This window comes from Alteromonas sp. 4NS20-0143 (assembly GCF_057542855.1).
In genome coordinates, this window is sequence record NZ_BAAJLR010000002.1 from 89,329 (window position 1) to 111,842 (window position 22,514).

24 protein-coding genes are annotated in these 22,514 nt (G+C 44.3%); 2 read left to right on the plus strand and 22 right to left on the minus strand.

Features of this window, described 5'->3' with window-relative positions; genetic code table 11:
* Positions 1-201: 201 nt before the first annotated feature.
* The 12 genes from ybgF to aspS form a co-directional block, all read right to left on the minus strand.
* Positions 202-978: a tol-pal system protein YbgF gene (gene ybgF / locus AC27HD_RS04160; protein WP_487104020.1), complete on the minus strand. Its 777-nt coding sequence runs from the start codon at positions 976-978 to the stop codon at positions 202-204.
* Positions 978-1,544, minus strand: a complete 567-nt coding sequence (gene pal / locus AC27HD_RS04165) for a peptidoglycan-associated lipoprotein Pal (RefSeq protein WP_032096027.1) — start codon at positions 1,542-1,544, stop codon at positions 978-980. Before pal ends, ybgF begins: the two co-directional genes overlap by 1 nt.
* Positions 1,545-1,583: 39 nt before the next feature.
* On the minus strand, positions 1,584-2,939 hold the full coding sequence (tolB, locus tag AC27HD_RS04170; protein WP_487104023.1) for a Tol-Pal system beta propeller repeat protein TolB: 1,356 nt from the start codon (positions 2,937-2,939) through the stop codon (positions 1,584-1,586).
* Between the two features lie 4 nt (positions 2,940-2,943).
* Positions 2,944-3,666 (minus strand): cell envelope integrity protein TolA, encoded by a 723-nt coding sequence (gene tolA, locus AC27HD_RS04175; RefSeq protein WP_487104684.1) that lies wholly within the window; start codon positions 3,664-3,666, stop codon positions 2,944-2,946.
* 193 nt (positions 3,667-3,859) lie between these two features.
* Positions 3,860-4,279, minus strand: a complete 420-nt coding sequence (tolR, locus tag AC27HD_RS04180) for a protein TolR (RefSeq protein WP_163105423.1) — start codon at positions 4,277-4,279, stop codon at positions 3,860-3,862.
* A 23-nt stretch (positions 4,280-4,302) separates the two neighbouring features.
* Positions 4,303-4,986 (minus strand): protein TolQ, encoded by a 684-nt coding sequence (tolQ, locus tag AC27HD_RS04185; protein WP_487104025.1) that lies wholly within the window; start codon positions 4,984-4,986, stop codon positions 4,303-4,305.
* Complete coding sequence (gene ybgC, locus AC27HD_RS04190; RefSeq protein WP_487104027.1) at positions 4,976-5,374, minus strand: tol-pal system-associated acyl-CoA thioesterase; 399 nt, start codon at positions 5,372-5,374, stop codon at positions 4,976-4,978. Before ybgC ends, tolQ begins: the two co-directional genes overlap by 11 nt.
* Positions 5,375-5,767: 393 nt before the next feature.
* Positions 5,768-6,772, minus strand: a complete 1,005-nt coding sequence (gene ruvB / locus AC27HD_RS04195) for a Holliday junction branch migration DNA helicase RuvB (RefSeq protein ID WP_487104028.1) — start codon at positions 6,770-6,772, stop codon at positions 5,768-5,770.
* 54 nt (positions 6,773-6,826) lie between these two features.
* The gene (ruvA, locus tag AC27HD_RS04200) at positions 6,827-7,447 is read right to left on the minus strand and encodes a Holliday junction branch migration protein RuvA (RefSeq protein WP_032096021.1); all 621 of its coding nucleotides are present in this window, start codon (positions 7,445-7,447) and stop codon (positions 6,827-6,829) included.
* Between the two features lie 53 nt (positions 7,448-7,500).
* On the minus strand, positions 7,501-8,019 hold the full coding sequence (ruvC, locus tag AC27HD_RS04205) for a crossover junction endodeoxyribonuclease RuvC (protein WP_487104031.1): 519 nt from the start codon (positions 8,017-8,019) through the stop codon (positions 7,501-7,503).
* Entirely contained in the window at positions 8,019-8,459 is a 441-nt protein-coding gene (nudB, locus tag AC27HD_RS04210) for a dihydroneopterin triphosphate diphosphatase (protein WP_349378993.1), read from the minus strand. Before nudB ends, ruvC begins: the two co-directional genes overlap by 1 nt.
* A gap of 3 nt (positions 8,460-8,462) precedes the next feature.
* Positions 8,463-10,223 carry an aspartate--tRNA ligase gene (gene aspS, locus AC27HD_RS04215; RefSeq protein WP_487104033.1) on the minus strand — a complete coding sequence of 587 codons (1,761 nt, stop codon included), beginning with the start codon at positions 10,221-10,223 and terminating at the stop codon, positions 8,463-8,465.
* A gap of 233 nt (positions 10,224-10,456) precedes the next feature.
* Between aspS and AC27HD_RS04220 the strand changes: the two genes are divergently transcribed.
* Entirely contained in the window at positions 10,457-11,368 is a 912-nt protein-coding gene (locus AC27HD_RS04220) for a DUF72 domain-containing protein (RefSeq protein ID WP_487104035.1), read from the plus strand.
* Positions 11,369-11,552: 184 nt separating this feature from the next.
* On the opposite strand, the gene AC27HD_RS04225 is transcribed toward AC27HD_RS04220, so the two are convergent.
* Positions 11,553-12,188: a DUF642 domain-containing protein gene (locus tag AC27HD_RS04225; protein ID WP_487104037.1), complete on the minus strand. Its 636-nt coding sequence runs from the start codon at positions 12,186-12,188 to the stop codon at positions 11,553-11,555.
* Between the two features lie 123 nt (positions 12,189-12,311).
* Positions 12,312-12,485 carry a hypothetical protein gene (locus AC27HD_RS04230; RefSeq protein WP_487104039.1) on the minus strand — a complete coding sequence of 58 codons (174 nt, stop codon included), beginning with the start codon at positions 12,483-12,485 and terminating at the stop codon, positions 12,312-12,314.
* 71 nt (positions 12,486-12,556) lie between these two features.
* On the opposite strand from AC27HD_RS04230, the gene AC27HD_RS04235 reads away from it, so the two are divergent.
* On the plus strand, positions 12,557-13,054 hold the full coding sequence (locus tag AC27HD_RS04235; RefSeq protein WP_487104041.1) for a GAF domain-containing protein: 498 nt from the start codon (positions 12,557-12,559) through the stop codon (positions 13,052-13,054).
* Between the two features lie 122 nt (positions 13,055-13,176).
* Here the strand turns inward: AC27HD_RS04235 and AC27HD_RS04240 are convergent, their stop codons facing one another.
* From AC27HD_RS04240 to AC27HD_RS04275, 8 genes are all read right to left on the minus strand, one after another.
* Complete coding sequence (locus AC27HD_RS04240) at positions 13,177-14,517, minus strand: sigma 54-interacting transcriptional regulator (RefSeq protein WP_032096015.1); 1,341 nt, start codon at positions 14,515-14,517, stop codon at positions 13,177-13,179.
* Complete coding sequence (locus AC27HD_RS04245; RefSeq protein ID WP_487104043.1) at positions 14,514-15,098, minus strand: hypothetical protein; 585 nt, start codon at positions 15,096-15,098, stop codon at positions 14,514-14,516. Before AC27HD_RS04245 ends, AC27HD_RS04240 begins: the two co-directional genes overlap by 4 nt.
* 141 nt (positions 15,099-15,239) lie before the next feature.
* The gene (locus AC27HD_RS04250) at positions 15,240-16,655 is read right to left on the minus strand and encodes a sensor histidine kinase (RefSeq protein WP_487104686.1); all 1,416 of its coding nucleotides are present in this window, start codon (positions 16,653-16,655) and stop codon (positions 15,240-15,242) included.
* A 140-nt stretch (positions 16,656-16,795) separates the two neighbouring features.
* Positions 16,796-17,092 (minus strand): EF-hand domain-containing protein, encoded by a 297-nt coding sequence (locus AC27HD_RS04255; protein ID WP_487104045.1) that lies wholly within the window; start codon positions 17,090-17,092, stop codon positions 16,796-16,798.
* A gap of 379 nt (positions 17,093-17,471) precedes the next feature.
* Positions 17,472-19,544: a putative bifunctional diguanylate cyclase/phosphodiesterase gene (locus AC27HD_RS04260; RefSeq protein ID WP_487104047.1), complete on the minus strand. Its 2,073-nt coding sequence runs from the start codon at positions 19,542-19,544 to the stop codon at positions 17,472-17,474.
* A gap of 145 nt (positions 19,545-19,689) precedes the next feature.
* Positions 19,690-20,139: a tellurite resistance TerB family protein gene (locus AC27HD_RS04265; RefSeq protein WP_032096011.1), complete on the minus strand. Its 450-nt coding sequence runs from the start codon at positions 20,137-20,139 to the stop codon at positions 19,690-19,692.
* A gap of 99 nt (positions 20,140-20,238) precedes the next feature.
* Positions 20,239-21,903 (minus strand): SpoIIE family protein phosphatase, encoded by a 1,665-nt coding sequence (locus tag AC27HD_RS04270; protein WP_487104049.1) that lies wholly within the window; start codon positions 21,901-21,903, stop codon positions 20,239-20,241.
* 155 nt (positions 21,904-22,058) lie between these two features.
* Positions 22,059-22,364 carry an STAS domain-containing protein gene (locus AC27HD_RS04275; RefSeq protein WP_487104051.1) on the minus strand — a complete coding sequence of 102 codons (306 nt, stop codon included), beginning with the start codon at positions 22,362-22,364 and terminating at the stop codon, positions 22,059-22,061.
* Positions 22,365-22,514: the final 150 nt, after the last annotated feature.

Sequence of the window (22,514 nt, forward strand, 5' to 3'; positions counted from 1 at the left end):
GATATTTTCATTAAAACAGGACTAAGCGGTCAAAATGAAAACAAATAGCTGAGTATTTGTACCGCGCCACTGGATGTTTAATTGAAAAATCTCACATTTACGATTTTCAATGCGATAAAAAAGTTGTTATTAAACCGTGACAAACTTGTTTTATTACTTAGATGGTAGAATAAAAAAGCCCCTTTAAAGGGGCTTTAATTATTACAAGTTGTTTAATCTTGATTCTGCTAAACGTTTAGCAGATGAATCGGGGTGTTCGTTCACTACTTGCAAAAATAGTTGACGTGCCGATGCGTTGTCACCATTTCTCTCAGCAATAACACCAAGTTTTAATAGCGCATCAGGTCGCTTCGTTGAACTTGAGAACCGATTGACCACAATATTGAATTGCTCGCTTGCATCGCTCCACTGTTGCTTGTTAAACAACAGCTGCCCAAGCCAGTAATGCGCATTTGGCGCATATTCACTGTTTGGAAAACGCTCGATGAAAGACTGGAAAGCAGGTATCGCTTTGTCGTACTCTCGCGACTTCAATATGAGGTTAACAGCACTCTCATAAGCTTCGCTTTCTCCAACCTGCACAGGCGATGCTGGTGCCGATTCCGGCACTGTGCTTACCGCACCAGAGGAGCTCGTGCTTGTTAACGCGCCACTTTGCTTGAGGGCCTCTACCCGTTTATCTATTTCTAGATAGAGCTCTCGCTGGCGTTCCAGTACTTTTTGAAGTTCATTGGTATTAACCTCAACTGCACCGCGAAGCTGGTCCACCTCGTTTTGCATATTATCTAGCTGAGTTTGCATTCTATGCTGCATCTCAGTTCGACTTTTTACAATACGCTCTAGCACAACGATACGTTGTTCAAGCTCGCTGCCGCCATTTGCATTAACAACAGGTGCCTGTGCGAAGCCAGTAGAGGCTGTGAGGGCGGCACATAGCGTAACGCCCCACTTAATGGTGTCTCTTACTGAAGCTGCCATTAGCGGTATACAACCACTCCGCGACGGTTTTGCGCGAATGCATATTCAGTTGAACCCATTACCGCAGGCTTTTCTTCGCCGTAAGAAACAACCGTTACCTGGCTGCTACTTACACCCGCGTTTAGTAGGTAGGTTTCTACCGACTGAGCACGACGCTCGCCAAGTGCGATGTTGTATTCAGGCGTACCACGACTGTCGGTATGACCTTCAACAGTAACGTTCATGTTAGGGTTTTTAACTAAGAACATTGCGTGCTTGTCTAAAACACGTTGAAATTCTGGCTTAATGCTAGCGCGGTCGAAATCGAAGTATACCGTTTGCTCATTTTTGAGCGCTTCCATTTCTTGCTGAACCATTTCTTCTTGGCGCTTCATACGCTGAGCAGCTTCTGCTTCTACACGCTGAGCTTCCGCTTCACGGGCTTCAGTTTCTGCTTGAGCTTGTTCTTGTGCCATACGGTTGCGTTCTGCCGCTAACTCTTCTTCGCTAGGTCCCGACGAACATGCCATCATTGTCACTACTGGCAAGGCGATAATGAAGCTTTTCATCACTTTATTCATTTGCATCCTACTAATCCTTAATTTTATTGTTTAGTCGTTAAATTGTTAGAACAAAAATGGTGACCAACTTGGCGATTTCACTTGCCCATTGGCTGCTGGTAACCTAGCTTTAAAGCGCCCGTCTAGAGAGACAAGTGATAGCACTTGCTTGCCCTCGTGAAGGGTACTGTAAATAATCATGCTTCCGTTCGGCGCTACACTTGGCGACTCATCTAAATACGTTCTAGTAAGAACTTGCAAAGAGTCTTCGTCTAGCGCTTGCTTGGCAATATGGTAGTTACCATTTGTTTGGTTAACTACTACCATTTGTTTACCGTCAGGCGTTAAAGTTCCGCCAAGGTTTTGTTCACCGACAAAGGTGACTCGCCTTACTTTCCTTGAATTTAAATTTACGCTATATATCTGAGGTTTACCACCCCGTTCCGAGCTAAAAATTAAGCCACTGCCGTCCGGAAGCCAAGCCGGCTCTGTGTCAATCGCTCTGTTGCGCGTAATACGACGTAAGTTTTTCGTCGCTAAATCCATGATGTAAATCTCAGGATTCCCGTCTTTTGACAGCACCATGGCAAGTTGTTTGCCGTCTGGCGAAAACGCCGGACTACTGTTAATTCCAGGAAAATCAGTAATACGCGTACGTTCACTGGTGTATATATCTTGAATAAATATTTGTGGTCTTCTGTTCTCGAAGCTCACATACGCTAAGCGCTCACCATCTGGCGACCATACTGGCGACATCAATGGCTCCGGTGATGAAAGAAGCCTAATTTCGTTCTCACCATCATAATCAGCAATCACTAATTGATACGGTTTTTTAACGGTTTCCCTATCGCGAACGATCACATAGGCTATTTTCGTTAAGAATGCACCTCGAACACCGGTAAGCTTTTCATACACAATATCACTGACTCGGTGGGCGTATTGGCGGAAGTCTCGCGCACTTATCGACGCTTGGCGCGCCAAAATAACGTGCTCATTGCTCGTTACCAACGTCCCCTCTTTTAAGACTTTTGCTTTTCCGCCATCAAGCTGACCTTTCAAAATATCGATCAGTTGATACGACACGATGTACTTATCAGCGGTTTGCTGCTCAATGCTACCTACTAATACGGTATCAACCCCAAGTGTTGCCCATGCAGTGTAACTCACCTCTTCTGCCGTCTCTGGATACTGGGGCATGCTATCTACTGAGATAGGATTAAACTTACCGCTACGCATTAAGTCTGCGCGAACAACTTGTGAAATGTTCCCAGGAGGTGCGCCTTCGCCTTTCCACTTAAAAGGGACAATACCGATAGGCCTTGCACTATCCACCCCTTCGGTAATGACAATCTCCAGAGAGGCAAATGCATTTGCACTCACCGCTAGGGAAATCATTGCTATCCATAAACCTAGTTTTTTCATACCGCTATAATTCCACTTTTAAAGTTATATCTTTTAACTGCTCGTAAACGTCGGGGGCATCAGACACCGGAAGCTTGTCTGCACGTCGAACTGCACTTTCTGCCGCCCGACACAGTGCGTCATTGCCATCTAAAACCCGAATACTGGTCACAAAACCCGTTGTCGCTAGCCGGATATTCAGTCTACACACTTTCCCGTCAAAACTATCATCTGAGTACAAATTCCGTTTTATGGTTTGCTGTATCAATGCTGTATATCGCTCAACTTCCGTGAGAACTTGTTTTTGACGCCTTTGTTGCTGTGCAGCGCGCTCTTGAGCAAGTTGCTCTTGCATAATTCTTTCCATTTCTGCTTGTTCAGCAGCTTCTTTTTGTTTTTTTATTGCATCTTCTTTCGCTTTTGCCTCTCGCGCTTTACGTTCTTTTTCCTTTTGCGCCGCTAATCGCTCTAGTTCTTTTTGTCTCTTAACCTCTGCAGCTTCGGCTTCTCGCTTTTCCCTCGCTCTTTTGTTTGCAAGGGCTTGCTGTCGTTTTTGCTCAGCTGCGGCTGCGGCTTGACGCTGCTTTTCAGCTTCTTCAGCGCGAGCTTGTGCCTGCGCCTGAGCTTCTACTCGTTTTTTATCCGCAATAGCCTGCGCATCAATAAATGTTGCTTCTATTGTGGGTGCATTACTCGGTAGGCTAGGCAGAGGATCGGGAGAGAAACTGACGCTTATTAGCAACACCATGGCAACCACGGAGTGAAGCGCTAGGGACTTATAAAGCCCCTGCTTATCATTGGGTTTTGAAGGTGCTCTCGCGCTGCGGCTATTCGTGAAGCTGTCAGCACCGCCCGGCGAACTGCTTTGAGACGGATTGTTAGCGCTAGCTTGCCTGCTATTTGAGGGACTATTCGGTTTAGTAGGGTTAGACATGCTGCGCCTACTCAACAGGGTCGGTCATTAAACCCACCGAAGGGACGCCTGCTTGTTGCAGTAACACCATTAGCTGAATAACCTCGTTATAAGCCACCTGCCCGTCACCTTTCACCACCACAGGCGTGTTTGGCGACTTCTGCAATTGGGCACTGACTATAGCCCCAAGCTCTTCTTCACTAATTGGCGACTCTTGATCGTCACCCACATTGAGGAAGTACCTCCCCTTCACATCAACCGACGCGATAATAGGCGGGTTATCCTCCTGCTCTATAGGGTTTGCACTTGCCTTCGGCAAATCCACTTTTACCCCCTGAGAAATGAGGGGGGCAGTCACCATAAAGATAATAAGCAGCACCAACATAACGTCGATGTAAGGCACTACATTTATTTCTGATACCGGCCTACGGCGTTTTCTCACATACATAGCAACAACCTCCGCAGTAACGCTTAAACCTGATGTGCTTGGGCAGCAGCCTGACGCTGAAGAATTGCTGAGAATTCTTCCATGAAATTACCGTAGCTATTTTCCAACTTTTCAACTTGATGGCTGAAACGGTTGTAAGCAATAACCGCAGGAATTGCAGCAAATAAACCAATAGCAGTAGCGATAAGCGCTTCTGCTATTCCAGGCGCAACCATCGCAAGGGTGGCTTGCTGTACTTCACCTAGTGCGATAAACGCATTCATAATTCCCCACACCGTACCGAATAGGCCAATGTATGGGCTGATAGAGCCTGCCGTTGCTAAAAACGGTAGGCGACTCTCAAGCTCTTCTACCTGACGAGACATAGACACTCGCATAGCGCGGTAAGTGCCATCAACAATGCCGTTTGTTGGGGTATTGGATTTACGTAATCTCACGAACTCTTTAAAACCTGAACAAAAAATGCTGCTCATGCCGGTAAGGCTGGCTCTTGATGATAACTCTTGATAGAGCTTGTTGAGATCGGCACCAGACCAGAATTTATCTTCAAATTGGCGCATTTCAGAACGCGCCGCATTAAGGGCTTTACTGCGCTGAAAGATAAAGGTCCATGATGCTACTGAGACGCTTAGCAACAACAGCATTACGAGTTGAACAATAAAACTTGCTTGTAAAAACAAGCCGATAAATGTGAGATCAGATGACACGCGAAATTTCCCCTAACAAAGTACGTGGTAGTCGTTTTGGCTTCATAGCCGCTAAATCGACACAGGCAACTTGAATATCCGCAGATACTAATTTTATGCCGTTGTTATTATTTATGATTTGTTGAAACGTCATACTAGCGCCTTTTAATTCTACAACGCGAGTCTCAATACTCAACAGTTCATTGAACCTCGCTGGCGCATAGTTATGCATCTCAACGCGTTTGACGACAAAAGCGATGGATTGTTCCATTAAAGTGTCTTGCTCAAACCCTAGGCCTCTAAGCCACTCAGTACGCGCCCTCTCCATAAACTTAAGATAATTAGCGTAATACACGATACCGCCAGCATCCGTATCTTCGTAATACACTCTTATTTGATGTTCATGCATAACTATTCCCTAAACAATAAATAAATTCATCTATAAGGCAGATTAATAGTAGCTAAATTGCGATAAACAACATTTTAAAACAAGCCTTAAGACAGCATCAAGCCTGAGCCTTAATGTTTTCACAACTAATGCGCAACATTCAATTAACGCATTAGTTTTTCTAACTCAAAAATATAATTTTACTCAATTGTGCATTTTTAGAAGGTCTCTATAATGCATCGCATCAGTCGCACAGAGCGTGATGGTGCTTAGCACGGTCATGCACGAGTTAATCTCCTGTTAGACATGAGTTCCCTGGATTTATTTCCTTCAACACTTGTTGTTTTAGCCCGCTCTATGAGCGGGCTTTTTTTTGCCTTGGATTTACCAAGGCTCTCAGTTTAAGTAGAAATACTAACTCGCAGGGGTAAACCCAAAATGAAGGTAGGCACGCTGAGACGCTATACGACCTCTCGGCGTTCGCTGCAAAAAGCCCTGCTGAATAAGGAAGGGTTCAATGACATCTTCGATGGTTTCTTTCTCTTCTCCGATAGCTGCGGCGAGATTATCTAAGCCCACAGGACCGCCATCGAATTTTTCTATAATGGCCGAAAGCAATTTTCTGTCCATATAGTCAAACCCCTCCTTGTCCACATCGAGCATATCAAGGGCTTTTGCCGCTGTGTCAGCGCCAACGGTGCCATCAGACTTTATTTCTGCATAGTCTCGCACTCGTCGTAATAGACGATTGGCAATACGAGGCGTGCCTCTAGCTCGACAGGCTATTTCTCTAGAACCCTCTTCGGTCATTGATAAATTCAGGTAGCTAGCGCTTCTAGACACAATAGACGTTAGGTCTTTCACTGAATAAAACTCAAGGCGCTGTACGATACCAAAACGATCTCGTAGCGGAGACGTCAGTGAGCCAGCACGGGTTGTTGCACCTACCAGCGTAAACGGAGGCAGGTCGAGCTTTATCGAACGAGCAGCCGGTCCCTCGCCTATCATAATATCGAGCTGATAATCTTCCATTGCAGGGTAGAGGATTTCTTCCACTACGGGGCTCAAGCGATGTATTTCATCAATAAAAAGAACGTCGTTTTTTTCAAGGTTAGTCAAAAGTGCGGCTAAATCACCCGCTTTTTCTAATACCGGCCCAGACGTGGTTTTAATATTAACGCCCATTTCATTCGCAACAATGTTCGCTAGGGTTGTTTTACCCAGTCCTGGGGGACCAAATATAAGAAGGTGATCAAGGGCGTCTTCTCGATTGCGTGCGGCCTGAATGAAAATTTCCATCTGCTCACAAACGTGAGGTTGTCCCGTATAGTCATCCAACATCTTTGGACGAATAGCGCGATCTATTACTTCATCTTCAGTGCTGGCGTCCGGCGTTATCAGTCTGTCGGCTTCTATCATGGTTCGTCTACTTTTTAATAAAATGGCTGCAGTATTTTTTATACCGCACCGTTATTACAGGGCCGCTTTTAGCGCTTCGCGTATCAGGGATTCACTTTCCATACCGTCTTTGTAAACGCTATCCACCAACTTACTGGCTTGCGCTGGTTTATAACCCAATGCAATGAGTGCGCTTTGCGCTTCTTCTCGTGCACTGTTTACAGCAACAAAGGTACTACCAGAAAGCAGGTCACTGCTTGGTGCGGGAACAGCCACACTTTGCATTTTTCCAAACTTGGCCAGTCGGTCTTTAAGTTCAACCACTAAACGCTCTGCGGTTTTTTTGCCAATACCCGGTAAGCTGACTAACGCAGAAACGTCTTCATTTTGCACGCTTGACAGAAACTGTGGCGCCGACATTCCCGATAAAATAGCCAAACCGAGTTTTGGTCCAACACCATTTGCTTTTATCAGCTCTCGAAATAATCCGCGCTCTAACTTATCGGCAAAACCAAACAGCAACTGAGCATCCTCGCGAACCACAAAGTGCGTGTAAACCACAACTTCATCGCCTACTGCAGGCAGTTGGTAAAAGCTCGTCATAGGCATGTGTATTTCGTAACCTACACCGGCCACATCTACAAGAATTTCTGGTGGCTGCTTTTCAGCCAACGTACCGCGAATTCGTCCAATCATTTATATTCTCTTTGTGCGCGCTTGAATGCTTAAAAAGGATTGGTTCTAGGAAATTAACGCAAACGACCGCGAACGGTTTTCCGTGCTTGGCCTGCCATATTGATAAGGCTTTGTTCGGTATTGGCATGGCAAAGTGCCACAGCAAGCGCATCTGCCGCATCGGCCTGAGGGGTCCCGCTTAAGTTCAGTAGGTGCTTCACCATATGCTGAACTTGTGTTTTATCAGCGTTACCTTTACCCACAACTGCCTGTTTAATTTGTCTTGCACTATACTCGGCAACAGGAAGCTGAAATTGGGTTGCTGCCACTATTGCAGCTCCCCTTGCCTGACCTAGCTTTAACGCAGAGTCTGGATTTTTAGCCATAAACACTTGCTCGATAGCAAACTGTGATGGGTTATATTGGCGAATGATGTCGCTCACGCCGGTAAAAATATTTGCCAAACGAGAAGGTAAATCGGTAGTGCCTACTCGAATGCAACCGCTCGCCACATATACCAGCTTACCCTGCTTTCGCGCTATTAAACCGTAGCCTGTGATCCTAGAACCTGGATCTATACCCAGTATAACCATTAAGCCTTACTCGGTACAAACAAAGATACCGCCTCTTTGTTTGAAGGAGACCACAAGCGTGCTAACGCCTCATCTTTTGACACCCATTCGTATTGAAGATGCTCGGTAAGCGTTATCGGTGTTTTACTACTCACTTGAAGAGAAAATACATGCTCAGTATTGTGAAGGGTACCCGGAGGGTAACGATGACGCCATCGCTCGCGAATAACGTATTGGTTTTGCTTGTCGTGGTTGGTGATGGACAAACCTAAGGCTTTGGCATCAATACCGGTTTCTTCAGCCACCTCTCGATAGGCTGTTTCAATGGGCATTTCGCCGTCTTCTAATGCGCCAGTGACAGATTGCCAAAAAGACGCATCATCCATTCTTTGCAATAACAGCACTCGGTGGTGTTCATCGAACAACACCACCAGCGCTGATTCTGGCTTTTTATAGGCCATAAATTAAGATTGCTTCTTCACCGTCGCAATGGCCAAATCTTCAAGCTGCTGCGGGTTAGCTGGGCTTGGTGCCGATGTGAGTGGGCAAGCCGCAGTGGTGGTTTTAGGAAACGCCATCACATCCCGAATAGAAGTAGCCCCAGTCATCAACATGACAAGGCGATCTAAACCAAATGCTAAACCTGCGTGAGGCGGAGCACCAAAACGAAGGGCATCGAGCAAGAAACCAAATTTATTTTTCGCTTCTTCGTCGTCTATTCCTAAAATATTGAACACGGTAGACTGCATATTCTCATCGTGAATACGAACCGAGCCACCGCCTAATTCAACGCCGTTAAGCACCATGTCGTAGGCATCAGACAATGCGCCAACCGGATTGGCTTTCAACTCTTCTGGTGTCAGCCCACGTGGTGCAGTGAATGGATGGTGAATAGCGTGAAGCTGACCATCGAATTCCTCAAACATAGGGAAATCAACAACCCACAGTGGCTTCCATTCACCCTCTAGCAATTCAAAGTCTTCACCTAGTTTTAGACGAAGTGCGCCCATGGCCTCTGTCACTACGGTGTAATCATCCGCACCGAATAAAAGAATGTCACCCGCTTGAGCACCTGTGCGCTGAATAATAGCATCGGTCACATCTTCGCTTAAGAACTTAAGCACTGGCGACTGCAGGCCTTCTTGACCAGGAGAAAGCTCGTTCACTTTAACCCACGCCAGGCCTTTTGCACCGTAAATACCAACAAACTTGGTGTATTCGTCTATTTGCTTACGGGAAAGCTTTGCACCGCCAGGCACGCGAATGGCGCTTACACGGCCTTTCGGGTCGTTAGCAGGCCCACTGAATACTTTAAACTCAACTTTTTCAAGCAAATCGGCAACGTCAGTAAGCTCAAGTGGATTACGCAAGTCAGGCTTATCACTTCCAAAGCGCTTCATCGCTTCTGCGTAAGTCATTTGAGGGAAATCGCCAAGGTCTACATCTAGCATCTTGTTGAACAAGTCGCGGATCATACGCTCGGTAATACCCATCACGCTTTGCGCATCGAGGAACGTCGTTTCGATATCGATTTGAGTGAATTCTGGCTGACGGTCGGCACGTAAATCTTCGTCTCTGAAACACTTCACTATTTGGTAATAGCGGTCCATGCCCGACATCATTAGCAATTGTTTAAACAGCTGAGGCGATTGAGGTAGTGCGAAAAACTCACCTTTGTGCGTACGACTTGGCACCAAATAGTCTCGCGCGCCTTCTGGTGTCGCCTTTGTAAGAATAGGCGTTTCGATGTCTAAAAAACCCTCTTCTTCCAAGAAGCGGCGAACCGCGCCGGTTACTTTTGCTCTGAACTGTAAACGCTGGCTCATTACCGGGCGACGTAAGTCGAGGTAACGGTAGCGCAGGCGCTGCTCTTCAGAGTTTTCTTGATTCCAGTCTAGAGGAAGCACGTCAGATTTGTTGATAACCTCAAGGCCCGTGCCTAATATCTCAATTCCACCTGTGCGCATTTCTTTATTAATCTGTCCTTCTGGACGAGCGCGAACTTTACCGGTTAGCTTTACACAAAACTCACCGCGAAGGGTGTTAGCAACAGAAAGTACATCAGGTAAATCAGGGTCGAAAACAACCTGTACAATCCCTTCTCTGTCGCGAAGGTCGATAAAGATTACGCCACCTAAGTCACGACGTTTGTTAACCCAGCCACAAAGTGTGACTTCTTGCCCAATGTAAGTTGAATCGATGTTCCCACAGTAATCTGTGCGCATGGTCGTTGACCCCTGATAATTTTCTTGCTTAACGTGATGATTTGCGTACTTTATGGCCCTGAACTAATGCTCTACACTGACGCCTCTTTTGCTAATTCGTAAAATCATATACGAATTAGCAGCACGAGGGAGTTATAAGCACGTTTGTTAGTAAAGAAGCTCCACAGAAGCCATCACGTTTAATGTATTAGATTTAAGGTCGCATAGTATAAACAAATGCGTCGTAAAGCCCAATGACAAATATGAACAATACCGCAACGAATATGGCTAACGCCCAGCAAAACTTACCGCCTGTATTCATTGGGTTGCCCATGTGGCAGCACAGCCATTGGCCAAATTCATGGTTTGCCTCATTTCCCAAGGCACAAAGCCAGCTTATCCATTACGCCAATGAATGTAATTCCGTTGAGGGTAATACCACTTTCTATTCCCTTCCCGATGCAGATGCGGTAGCGCGCTGGGCAGATTCCGTGCCCTCACACTTCTCCTTTGCTTTCAAATTCAACCAGCAAATCACCCATGTAAATCAATTACAGCATTGTGAAGATGAAATACGGCAACAGTTGTCACTGCTCGCGCCTCTCAAGCACAAGCTCGGCGTGATGATGGTTCAACTACCTGCTAGCTTTGGTCCTGACAAATTGGCTGTGCTAGATGCATTTTTAAATCACATTCCCGCCTCTATGGATGTAGCTGTAGAAGTGCGACATAGGCAGTTTTTTGCTAAGTCAGATGCTGAAACAGCATTTAATCAACTGCTGATTAAACACAAGGCAAACCGCATCATTATGGATACTAGAGCCCTGTTCACAGGACCTATCACCAGTGAAATAGTTAACGAAGTAAGAGGTAAGAAGCCCAAAGTGCCAGTGAATGTAATTGCTACCGGCCAAAAGCCCGTAGTGCGCTTTGTGGGTAACGATAACGAAGCAGACAATATCGCGTGCCTTAGTCCATGGGTAAGTAAGATTCATCAGTGGCGTGTTGAAGGCAGGTCTCCCTACTTCTTCTGCCACCGACCAGATAATAAAGATGCGCCGTGGTTAGCGTCTTTGTTTATCAGTTTATATAACGAGGCCTATCCAGATTATTCTCTACCGACTCTCTCCATGACAAAAAATCCTCTTCAGGATAATTTGTTTTAGGGTGGAGAAGTCAGCAAGAAAATTGGTATTCAGTGAACTTTGCATCCCCCTGATGAGGTCGCTTTTTTTCTATAAATGCTGCTTTGATAAATACTGCTCGTTCAGCTTTCTTTAACTCATAAAAAACCGCCAAACTAACGAAGTCAGTTTTGACGGTCTTTAAAGATTTGAGTAAAAAACGAGATTATTTACGTTTCTTTCTTCTCATTAAAACAACAATAGAAAGTGACAAGACGGCTAAACTCATCGGCTCTGATACAGAAACACTCGAAATACCCGCTGTCGCTGATGCTTGATTGACAACAATATTATCTAAGAAATTGCCAAGCGTTCCTTTATTTATCGTTGAAAAACGAATGGTTGTAGAGACTGAATCTGCAATAAATTGCCCGTAAAATTCATTCCAGCTTTTAATTTTATGGTCATTGAAAACTTGGCTAAACAACAAATTAGAGTCATTGTCGCCACTGAATATTTCGAGCTTAAAACTGTCGACATTACGGCGAGCAGCGTAGGCAAACGATAAGTCATATGTAGCTCCTTTGCTCGAGGTAAACGTTTGAAGGATTGAGTATTCACCGCCGTTCCCATTCGCATTTAGCTCTGCATATTGACTACCATCAAAAGCATTTAAATTTTGAAAATTATCCCATAGCTCCATATTAGTGCCGCTCCATCCATCCACAGAGCCCGCGGAAAAGGCTTTCCAACTGTTGCTTTTAATATCGTTGTTTTCAAAGCTGCCATTCAAAATGAGGTTAGCGCTGGCCACATTACACACCAACAATAAAAGGCTAATTACTACTGATATCTTACGCATGATTGACTCCACCAATAATCGTTACGTTACCAGTGTATTTTATCAAGTGGTCGTACCTGTGTATCTTATTCTTTCGCATAGTATGAATATTCATACTTCTCGATTATTCCACTGACCGTTGGCTCAACCGTCGCCTATGAAAATAGAAGAGAAATAAAGAGGAAAATAAAAACAGTAAATAGCGTCTTTGAACATAGCCATGTATACTTTGACGTCTTCATAGGCTTCCATAATTTTCCTAACCAGAGCGTGAAACGTTGATTCATAATCGATGACCCCTGCCATATCTTTATGCACAAGCCTAGCTCTGATTTTTCACACTTTTTGCGTGTAGCCACACAAAAATGTTACCGGTAAATATTGTAATTATGACTGACGTACACCCACAACTTTCTCACGAAGAAGAACGACTTAAAGCGCTTTATAAATTGGATATTCTGGATACACCACCAGATGAAAGGTTAGATGCGATCACAAAGAATGTGCAGGAATTCTTCAAGTGCAAAATTTGCTTGGTGAGCTTAATCGCAGATGATAGACAGTGGTTTAAATCTCGCCAATGCTTAGATGTTACCGAAACACCGCGAAATGTCTCGTTTTGTACCTATGCCATTGCGGAAGAGGAATACCTTATTGTGCCTGATGCGCATGAGGATGACAGATTTGCGAACAACCCATTGGTTAAAGGAGAGCCATTCATCCGCGCTTACGCTGGTATTATCTTGCGCTCTACAGATGGTTACGAGCTAGGCACCCTTTGCGTTATTCATGATTCCCCCAGGCAGTTCGAAGACGTTGATATTGCCATGCTGCGTCACTTTGGTCTTCAAGCTGAGTCTATCTTGAGAGAAAGCGACAAAGACTAAGGGGTTTCAAGATATTAATACATCGCATGGGGCTATTTTGCCCCACGCGATTTTTCTCCAGCCGATTTAGCCCCAGATGATTTTAGTCCCAAGCCATGGGGCTCTCATTTCACAACGCTTCTTTAACGAAAGTCAGCAGCGTCCAATTCATGCTTTTTCATTAACTTATGCATATCGGTGCGATTTCTTCCCGCTAAATCTGCAGCTCGAGTAACGTTGCCGTCGGTCATTTTAAGCAGCTTAAACAAGTACTGTTGTTCGAAGGCGTCTCGCGCTTCGGTCAGCGTAGGCCAGCTCTGCTTTGTGGCAGATAAGGCTTGTTCTACGAGGTGTAAGGGCACCACCGGTGTTTGCGTTAACGCCACACACTGCTCAACAACATTCACCAACTGTCGCACATTGCCCGGCCAAGAAGACGTAACTAACTGCTGCATAGCATCATCTGAGAACTGGCTTACGTCAACACCATGACGCTGAGCGCTTTGTTGCAATAAAGAGCGCGCAAGCAGCGGAATATCTTCGCTGCGGGACTTCAGTGACGGTAATTTTAAATTAACCACATTGAGGCGGTAATAGAGATCTTCTCTAAATGTTCCCGCTTCCATTTCTTTATGCAAATCTTTATGGGTCGCAGATATTATTCGAACATCAATATCGACTTGTTTACTGCTGCCAACGGGGCGAATCTGACGCTCTTGCAATGCACGCAGCAATTTAACTTGAAGCGTCATTGGCATATCACCAATCTCATCTAAAAACAGCGTACCGCCATCAGCCTCTTTGAAAAGACCTGCATGGGCAGTGACTGCGCCAGTGAACGCGCCTTTTGCATGACCAAACAGCTCAGACTCAAGAAGGTTTTCAGGCAACGCGCCACAGTTTATAGCAACAAATGGCTTGTCGCGGCGGTTACTCGCTTTATGTATAGCATTAGCGAGAAGCTCTTTACCCGTTCCGCTGGCACCGCTAATTAATACCGACACTTCGCGCTGCGCAATGCGAAACGCTTGATCAAGCACATTCAGCATTTCCGGCGAGCGCGTGATTATTTCTTTTGCCCAATCTCCTGGCTTAACCGCCTGTGATTGGTTGAGTGCTTTTTGCAATAGAGCGCGAAGCTCTTCGTGCTCTACAGGCTTAGGTAGAAAACCAAACACGCCGCGCTGAGTAGCCTCAATAGCATCGGCAATGGTGCCATGGGCCGTCATTAAGATAACGGGAATATCCTGTCTAATGCCCATAATCTCTTCAAATAAGCTTAAGCCGTCTAAACCTGGCATTCTTAAATCGCTCAGCACAACGTCGAAACTATTGCCCTGTAGTTTTTTAAGTGCGCTTTGTCCATCTTCCACTGCAGTGACGTTATACCCTTCACCTTCAAGGCGAATGGTTAGCAAGCGAAGTAGGCTTTTATCGTCATCAACCAACAATAAGTCAGGATTGTTATTCGCCTTTTCACTCATTGTTGCGTACTCCTATTTTTATCCATCAATGTCGCTTCTATTTGTAATAATTCTTCAAGTTTCTTACGTAAGCTATCTATCTCGTTTTGCAGTGTTATGAGCTTTTCACCGCGAGAGGTGTTTTCTTTTTCCAACACCACCAGCGCAGACTCAAATTGCATTAATTGATTATTTTGAGCTCCTGCAATAACGTCAATAACCTTCCGGCTCTGCTCTGTAAAGCGCGGAGATATTTCATTGAACGCTAGCTGCGCTCGCAGTTTATTCTGGTAGGGGGTGTCGTTCATAAGCGTGAGAATATAAGCGTGTAAACGGTCGTAGTCACTGTTTGTTAACGTGGCTAAGGTTTGCTGGCGCATCGACCATGGCTGATCAGACGCATCAACCCAAAGTTCTATCCAATGCTTCGCATCACAATTATGTAAAAAATCTTCCGGTGGGTTTTCATAAAAACAAAAAGCACTACCAAGGGCCGTCTTGGTGTTCGCCGAGGACTCGTCAGACGCTTCCTTACTGACATCTGTCAGACTTTCGCAACCTACTAAAAAAAATACGGCAATAAAAAAACAACTTAATCTCATTTTACTTTTCCTGTTGCGCAATGCTTCTGCTGCACGCTTTTAACGGTGCGTGCTTTTTATTTTATGTGCTTTCTGCTTTGGGCTTTAAGTGCTGCGTTTCAAGTACAGGGTATTCTATGCTGTACCTTAAATGCTGCACTTTCATTTTTGCGAGAGGGAAACCCGAAAGCAGACATCCGCATAGTCTACCTCTACCACTTGAACATCGCCATGCATAAGTCGCGCGCAATCTGCAACAATCGATAACCCTAAGCCCGTTCCGATGACGTTATCATTGCGAGGTTCACTGCCTCGAATGAAAGGTTCAAACAGGGTTGTGACTGATTCAGGGGAAATTGGCTTGCCGTGGTTGGCTACATCAAGAATAAGCATATCTTCTTCAGTGCTCTCTCCCGTGCTTTTGCTCATGTAAACCTTGACGAAAATAGGCCTGCCGACAGCACCATGCGCTACCGCATTTGACACTAAATTATCCAGTACACGACGGAAGAGCTCTTCATCGAGAAGAGCCTCATCAACCTGCACATCAACGACAACTTCTCTGTTTTGAATAGCGAGTGCATAGTCTTCAATGCACTCATCTATCAGCGTCTGCGGCTTGTAAAGCACCAATTTGGGCTGAGCCTGCTGCAGTAACAAATTGTAGTCTAATAGTTTTTCAACCAAAGTGTTGAGCCGTTGAGTGCTTCCACTTAGCAAAGACAATACTTCTCGCTGGTTATCGTTTAGATCGCCAACCACATTTTCAGATAACAGACTGCAACCTTCCTTAATACTGGCTAAGGGCGTCTTTAATTCGTGGGCTGCATGGCGCAACAAAGCCGTTCGAATATGCTCAAGTTGCTGAAGGCGGTCATACAGCCAGTGCAAATCTTTCTCTACATCAAGTAATTCTTTGGGCGCATGGCGAGTTAGGGGTGGCAATTCGCCTTTGCTGTGGGCCAGTATACGAATTATTTTTTTGAGGTTATTGACGGGGTTAACAATAAGCTGACTGCCTAACAATATCAGCATTAAAGAAACACTTACCAGCATAGCAGTAGACCAAGCTTGCTTTGCCTGCATCGCGTTCAGGTCGCTCTGCTGCAGTGCCACTCGCTCGGTGATGACCCGTTCAACATCTTTTCTCAGCTGTTTAACGCTATCTTTGATAGTCGCGAGATAAGCATTTAGCAATAACTGATCTTCAATGTTTCGATAGTCTGCCAGTTGGTCTATTTGTGTTGTCAAAAAGCTACACACTTCGCTAGTGCCAAGACCTTGGCACAGATTATCTGCCGCCAGTGCAAATTGCTCTAACGCATTGTCTGAGATGGCCGCCACTCTCTCACTTTTCAGTACAGAATATTGTCGAATACTTCGTTCAACATCCACTACGGCGTTATCAAGTTGCTGAACATCACCCACAATTTCAACGACAAAGCGGGTTTCCAACGTTGTCATTTGGCCAACTTTGGCTAAATCGCTCTGGCTTTGCCACAGCAGGGCAATAAGAGGAATTAGGGCTAACACAAAACTACCTAATGTTAACTGCCTCAGAGAACCTAGCTGAACTATCCGTTCGCTTAAGGAAAACTTTTTAACCAGAACCCTATCCTCTTCATTTTTCTGCTGCTTTGTTACAGCTAATGTTGATATCAGCGTAAATTAATATTCACGGATATTACTATTTCTTGGTGATTTTACTACTGCACTTGCTACTGCTTTAGCGCCGCGGTAACACTATTATTCGCATCATTTGCCTTAGGCGTAAGCTTACTTTTTGCTAACTCATTTTCCGTGAGCTTGCCATCTTCATTATCATCGATTAAGCCAAAATTTCGCAATAATTCGATGTGTTGGACAGCTTCTTTAAGCGAAATAAAACCGTCCTTATCTTTATCAAGCTTTTGCATCAGCGTGTTGGCCGGGCTTGCGCTTACCGACGCTACAAAAAAAACCTGCAACATCACAACTGCTGACAACGTAAATATTTTTCTACCTGAAATCTTCATTCTGAATCCCTCGCAATAGATAGCAGGTGCATCCTGTCAACTCAGTAGGTTGCGCTAATATGTGCGTCTATGGCATGTTGTAAGACGTCGCATACTTACTATGAGTCTAATTCGCTAACGTTGGATAGAACCAAAAGCCATGTTAGAGCCTATCTCGACGTTTGCACTTGTCCCACTGTAGTACATGCACCAGTACTAAAATGAGAACCTACATAAGTACTGACATAGTTACCTAACCAGTACTTGGTTAGATATAGCCAGATTCGCGCCACATTATAGAAAAAAGAAAATATACTTTAATATCAGAAGCTTGGATTAATGCAAAGAAATAGCCGCACGGCTATGTGTTGCTGATTAGAAACACTTTTATATGTAACCTTTACGACTTAAATTGCTTTTCGTCATAAAATGGCGCCAGACTGAGTAGCGTTTTTAAAGGAACGGGTTTACTGAACATAAAGCCTTGAACGTTATCGCAGCCGTGCTGACGTAAATAGTCCCACTGCTCATAGGTCTCTATTCCTTCAGCGCATACTGTCAGCGATAGACGTTTTGCTAAATCAATAATAGCGCCGGTTACTAGCCTGCTGCGCTCAGAGGTTTGAAGCTCCATCACAAACTGTCTATCCACTTTTAGCGTGTCGATAGTTATCTGAGTAAGGTAACTCAGTGATGAATAGCCCGTACCAAAATCATCTAAGGCAATGGAACAACCCATATTACTCATTCGTCTGAAGAACTTATTAGAGAGTTGGAAGTTTTCGAGATAAGCACTCTCTGTTACCTCAAACTCCATGTTTTCAGGATTAACGTCGTAAACGTTTAATGTGTTGTATATGTAGTCAAAAAGCTGTGCGTTTCTGAGATCGTGTCCCGATAAATTCACCGACACTTTGAAGTTTTGTGGCGCCCAATGTTTAATGTCAGGAAGGTCTATACACACACGTTTGATTATCCACTGAGTAATAGCGGTAATCTTGCCGCCCTGCTCAGCAATAGGAATAAATTCATTGGGCATTACAAGCCCAAATTCCGGATGCTGCCAACGTATGAGGGCTTCAGCGCCAATAACATGACCGTAGTTATCAACTTTCACCTGATAATAAACAATAAATTCGTCTTCGCGTAGTCCTTGCTCAATGCCATTTGCAATCTGAAGCTTGCGCTTGTGTGACTCAACCATATCTGGTGTAAAGAGTGTATAGCTTCCTCGCCCTCTCGCCTTCGATCTGTACATTGCTAGATCGGCGTTACTCATCAAGTCGCTGAGTTCAAAATTCGCATCGCTTGCTTTTGCAACACCAACGCTTATTCCTACTGTCAGAGAAAGACCTTGCATCTCAAATGGCTCATCAAATGCAGACAATAAACGTATCGCTAACTGCTCAGCAGCGTAGTCGTTCACCTCTCTATCGGGAAGAACGATAAACTCATCACCACCTAAACGGGCAAATAAATCATCGTTTCGCAAAAGACGCTGCACTCTATCGGCAACTTCAATCAAAATTAAATCGCCGGTCTCATGACCTAATGAATCGTTTATTCCTTTAAACCCATCTAAGTCGAAAAACAGCAGCATCATGTCTTCGTCGTTTCGCTTGGCTCGCGCTAATTCGAGCCTGAGATTATCGAGCACATATTGTCTGTTCGGTAGCCCTGTTAAACTATCGTAATTGGCGAGCCGGGCCATAGTCTCTTGCTGGTCGAACAGGGTTTGTTTCTGTTCAAAATTTATCAATAGCTCTACTTCGATGGTATCAAGCAAACTATTTATATTTGAGCCTAACTGTCCAAATTCGTTTTGTGAGGAAATTGAGCTTCGCAGTGCATAATCTTTTGTTTCAAAAAGGTCCTGAGTGAACCGCTTTAATTCAAATAATGGTGTAATAAGACGATGGGTCACCAACAGACAAATACCCACGCAGAGCAATCCTATGACCAGAATAAGGAAGAATTGACGTACCAACGTTCTTGCACTTTGCTCAGGTATGGCAGCTTTAGCGTCAGCATGAATAACAACGTGTCCAAGGGGGTAAGTACTTGTACCTACGAGATTATGAGTAGTAATAACATCGTTGGAATGCAGGGTTACGCCGTAGGGAATGTCGCGGGGTGAAGAGGGAATTGCTGAGCCATAATCAGACTCTTTTCTCAATGCTACAGACGTAATCGCTTTATAATTGATATCGTAAAGCGTTGCCGATATGAGGTAATTGTGTTCTCGCACCGATTTAAATATTAACTCGTACCTGTCTACATTATCTGAGCCCGTGTCTGCGAGCACACTCAATTGCGACGCTAAACTATTACTGATTGCACTGGTGTTGCTTTCTACCACTTGCTTCATTAGCGCGTTGTGCTCAACTTTATTGATCACAAACACCGCTATAGCAAGGGCACACATCGATATTGCTATCACAATACCCATGGTTATTTTTATCGATTTAAACACCAACACAACCTTGTTCGACGAAATAGTAACGTAAAAGACAGCAAACGAGTTTACCCGCTAAAGGCGTAAAATAATATGTGAAGGAGAGTAAATAACAACTCTTTTTAACGACGCTTTAATATGAACATCAACGAAAAGGCTGAGACTATATGTCAGTTTGTCCGCTCTTCACATCCAATTTTGTCTTGATAAATTGGCTGTGAGGTACATAAAGTAAATCTGCAATTTGCCTTATGGTACTTTCCTCAAGCGGTGCTAGGGTGCTGTCTGCATAGGCAATCGCCCAAAGGCTACGAATGATATTAGCTTTTTCTTCACTACCGCAGTGCGCATTAACAACTTTTGTGAACTGAACAACATCAATGGCATTTTCAGACGTCTCATTCCCTTCTTCTAGTAAAAGGGCCAGTGCATCGTCATCAATATTCACATGTTTTTTGAGTTGATATTGATATGCCTTACGCTCTTCTTCGGTAACTTCGTTATCGGCATTCACTATTTCACTGAGTAACGCGGCCGTGGCAAGCTCATAAGAATAAGTCGGCTTTTGCTGTTTTTTTGCATCTTCAAACAAGGTTAAAAATTGTTTTAGCATTTTAGCTCCTTTAGCGTTAGCGCCTTGTGCGTTATTTACTTTGTAACCTTAAGCAGATAATAACGAAAGGAGTTATCGTTTAGTGACCTAAAATTAGCGCTAACGAGGATTGGTGCTAAGGGTAACTATTACCTTTCGACCTCCTTCTTCAAATCGAACCTGTTCACACAACGCATGCACCATTGCTAGCCCTCGACCAAAAGACTCATCGTTAGTCACATTTTCAAGACTATCCAAACTAAAACCGTCACCACTATCGAGCACTGACACTTGTATTTTCTGTTCGTTAGGCAAAGACTCAATTCTAATGGTGATACTTGCGTCGCTGAGCTCTTTTAGCGATGCTTCTCGCAGTTCATAGTAGGAATGAAAACCTTCAGTGGTACTTTTCATCTCTGAATCGAGTTTTAACACACCGTGCTCTAGTGCATTGTTAAATAATTCTGAAAGCACAGTGTACAAGACTGAGCGGATGCTTTGAACGCCCTCACACTGCCCTGCTATCTGCAAAACGCGTTGCAAAATGTCTGGCTGCTTTAACAACTCAGCAGTAAGGGCTACTTCATGTGAAGAAGGCAAACCAAATTGACTTTTCACTGTTGGTAAAAGTTGAATTGGTTTTGAAGAAAAGATAATAGCAGAAACATCATCATCAAATGAATTGCTTACATTGAACTGCAAGGCCTTCTCGTACAGCGATTGTGCCGTAATGGTTTCACTGTTCGATAGCTTATCCTTGATAATATCGCTGATTCCATCTTCCATGAGCATATCGTTGTTACTATCAAACACTTCTATTAATCCGTCGCTTACAATAATAAGCTGCTCACCGTGAGATAAGTGAACGGTGTCACAGGCCGTGTCGAATTCCTCATCATCGAGGATCCCCAGAGCCATATGCCGTGAAGGACGCTGACGCAACCCTGAGGCCATTTTACCCGCGGTGAGTACGGCCGGCATACCGCCTTGCCACAACGTAATATGAGAGCCTGTCGAATCAATCTCCCCGATGACTGCCGCCATAAACATGTCGTGAGGAAGAAACTTAAGTAAGATAGTATTGAGCTCTCTGGCAATTTCAGACACGGTGACGCCCTGCTGAGACATTTCCTGAAAGGCTCTGGTGACTGGCAATGCGCCTACCGCCGATGCTAAACCGTGACCGGTAAAGTCTCCAACCGCAAAGTAAACGCCGCCATTTGGGTTTTTCTCACATAAAAAGACATCACCATTGAAACTTTCTGCAGGTTTAATGTAATAGTCAAAATAAGACAGTACTTGAGGGTCGTTTACAATTGCATTGCTAAAGATATGCTCGACGATAGCGTGTTCGCGAGCTACCCGCTGGTTAAACAATAATAAGGCTTTGTTTTGCTGCTCAATACGAAGGCTTAATGCTCTGATTTTTAAGTGCGCTCGAATCTTGGCAACAAGTATGTGTTTGTCGAAAGGTTTAGTCGCAAAATCATTGCCGCCAACCTCTAAACACTTAACCAAGCTGGCCTTGTCTTCCAGTGCAGTAATAAAAAGAATGGGAAGGTATTCTTCTGAGGCATGCTTACGCAATTGTGGTACAACATCAAAGCCACTCATATCTGGCATTACCACGTCGAGTAATATCAGGTCTGGCGCCTCTGATTTAAACTTTTCAATTGCCTGTGTGCCGTTCTCAGCCTCGATGCAGTCGTCATACCCTTCTGCGCTGAGCATATTCAAAAGTAAAATGCGATTGATAGGCTCATCGTCGACAATAAGAATTTTCATAATACATATCCTTAAAAACAGAAGCATCGAACAGCACCCGAACATAGGATGAGACTTTTTTATTTCGTCTTATCTCACTCTATCTCGCCTAACCTTATCTCATCTAGTTATCGGGAGGTACATTACTTCAAAGCGTTAAAACGCTTCTCGCCTTCCTAGCGAAGTTTGAACTTTTTATCAAAACGAGAAATTTCCAGTATTTTACTCACCTGTGGACGTGCATTTTCTATGCTGTACGTGTAGTTGCCACCCTTGAGCGACTTCTGCATGTTTAACAACATACCCAACGCAGAGCTATCCATATATTCCGTAATGGATAGATCCACAGCGATTTCGTTCGTTTTATCAGTCAGATCGCTGTAGGCGTTTCTAAATTCTTCAACTTTACTGAAGTCGAACTTTTCCCCCACTTTAATTACTAAAACTTCGCCATCTTGGCGATACTGCGATGTGATCGGCATTGAACCTCCAATGTACCTCGTTGAGAAAAGTTTCATCATATGTCGTCAATTTTGCTATCCTTAACCCTAGTACAAGTTTGCAATAATTTCTCAGACATTTTTATCGTCAGCATGACAGTTTTTCTGAGAAATGAAAGGTTAAGTTTAAAG

Coding starts and splice junctions, on each gene's coding strand:
- nudB (WP_349378993.1), bottom strand. CDS start 8,459: ATGGCCTATAAAAAGCCAGAATCAGCGCTGGTGGTGTTGTTCGATGAA.
- AC27HD_RS04275 (WP_487104051.1), bottom strand. CDS start 22,364: ATGCCGATCACATCGCAGTATCGCCAAGATGGCGAAGTTTTAGTAATT.
- ruvB (WP_487104028.1), bottom strand. CDS start 6,772: ATGATAGAAGCCGACAGACTGATAACGCCGGACGCCAGCACTGAAGAT.
- ruvA (WP_032096021.1), bottom strand. CDS start 7,447: ATGATTGGACGAATTCGCGGTACGTTGGCTGAAAAGCAGCCACCAGAA.
- pal (WP_032096027.1), bottom strand. CDS start 1,544: ATGCAAATGAATAAAGTGATGAAAAGCTTCATTATCGCCTTGCCAGTA.
- tolR (WP_163105423.1), bottom strand. CDS start 4,279: ATGTATGTGAGAAAACGCCGTAGGCCGGTATCAGAAATAAATGTAGTG.
- AC27HD_RS04245 (WP_487104043.1), bottom strand. CDS start 15,098: ATGAGATTAAGTTGTTTTTTTATTGCCGTATTTTTTTTAGTAGGTTGC.
- ybgC (WP_487104027.1), bottom strand. CDS start 5,374: ATGCATGAACATCAAATAAGAGTGTATTACGAAGATACGGATGCTGGC.
- ruvC (WP_487104031.1), bottom strand. CDS start 8,019: ATGGTTATACTGGGTATAGATCCAGGTTCTAGGATCACAGGCTACGGT.
- tolA (WP_487104684.1), bottom strand. CDS start 3,666: ATGGTGTTGCTAATAAGCGTCAGTTTCTCTCCCGATCCTCTGCCTAGC.
- AC27HD_RS04270 (WP_487104049.1), bottom strand. CDS start 21,903: ATGAAAATTCTTATTGTCGACGATGAGCCTATCAATCGCATTTTACTT.
- ybgF (WP_487104020.1), bottom strand. CDS start 978: ATGGCAGCTTCAGTAAGAGACACCATTAAGTGGGGCGTTACGCTATGT.
- AC27HD_RS04235 (WP_487104041.1), top strand. CDS start 12,557: ATGACTGACGTACACCCACAACTTTCTCACGAAGAAGAACGACTTAAA.
- aspS (WP_487104033.1), bottom strand. CDS start 10,223: ATGCGCACAGATTACTGTGGGAACATCGATTCAACTTACATTGGGCAA.
- AC27HD_RS04265 (WP_032096011.1), bottom strand. CDS start 20,139: ATGCTAAAACAATTTTTAACCTTGTTTGAAGATGCAAAAAAACAGCAA.
- tolB (WP_487104023.1), bottom strand. CDS start 2,939: ATGAAAAAACTAGGTTTATGGATAGCAATGATTTCCCTAGCGGTGAGT.
- AC27HD_RS04255 (WP_487104045.1), bottom strand. CDS start 17,092: ATGAAGATTTCAGGTAGAAAAATATTTACGTTGTCAGCAGTTGTGATG.
- AC27HD_RS04240 (WP_032096015.1), bottom strand. CDS start 14,517: ATGAGTGAAAAGGCGAATAACAATCCTGACTTATTGTTGGTTGATGAC.
- AC27HD_RS04220 (WP_487104035.1), top strand. CDS start 10,457: ATGACAAATATGAACAATACCGCAACGAATATGGCTAACGCCCAGCAA.
- AC27HD_RS04225 (WP_487104037.1), bottom strand. CDS start 12,188: ATGCGTAAGATATCAGTAGTAATTAGCCTTTTATTGTTGGTGTGTAAT.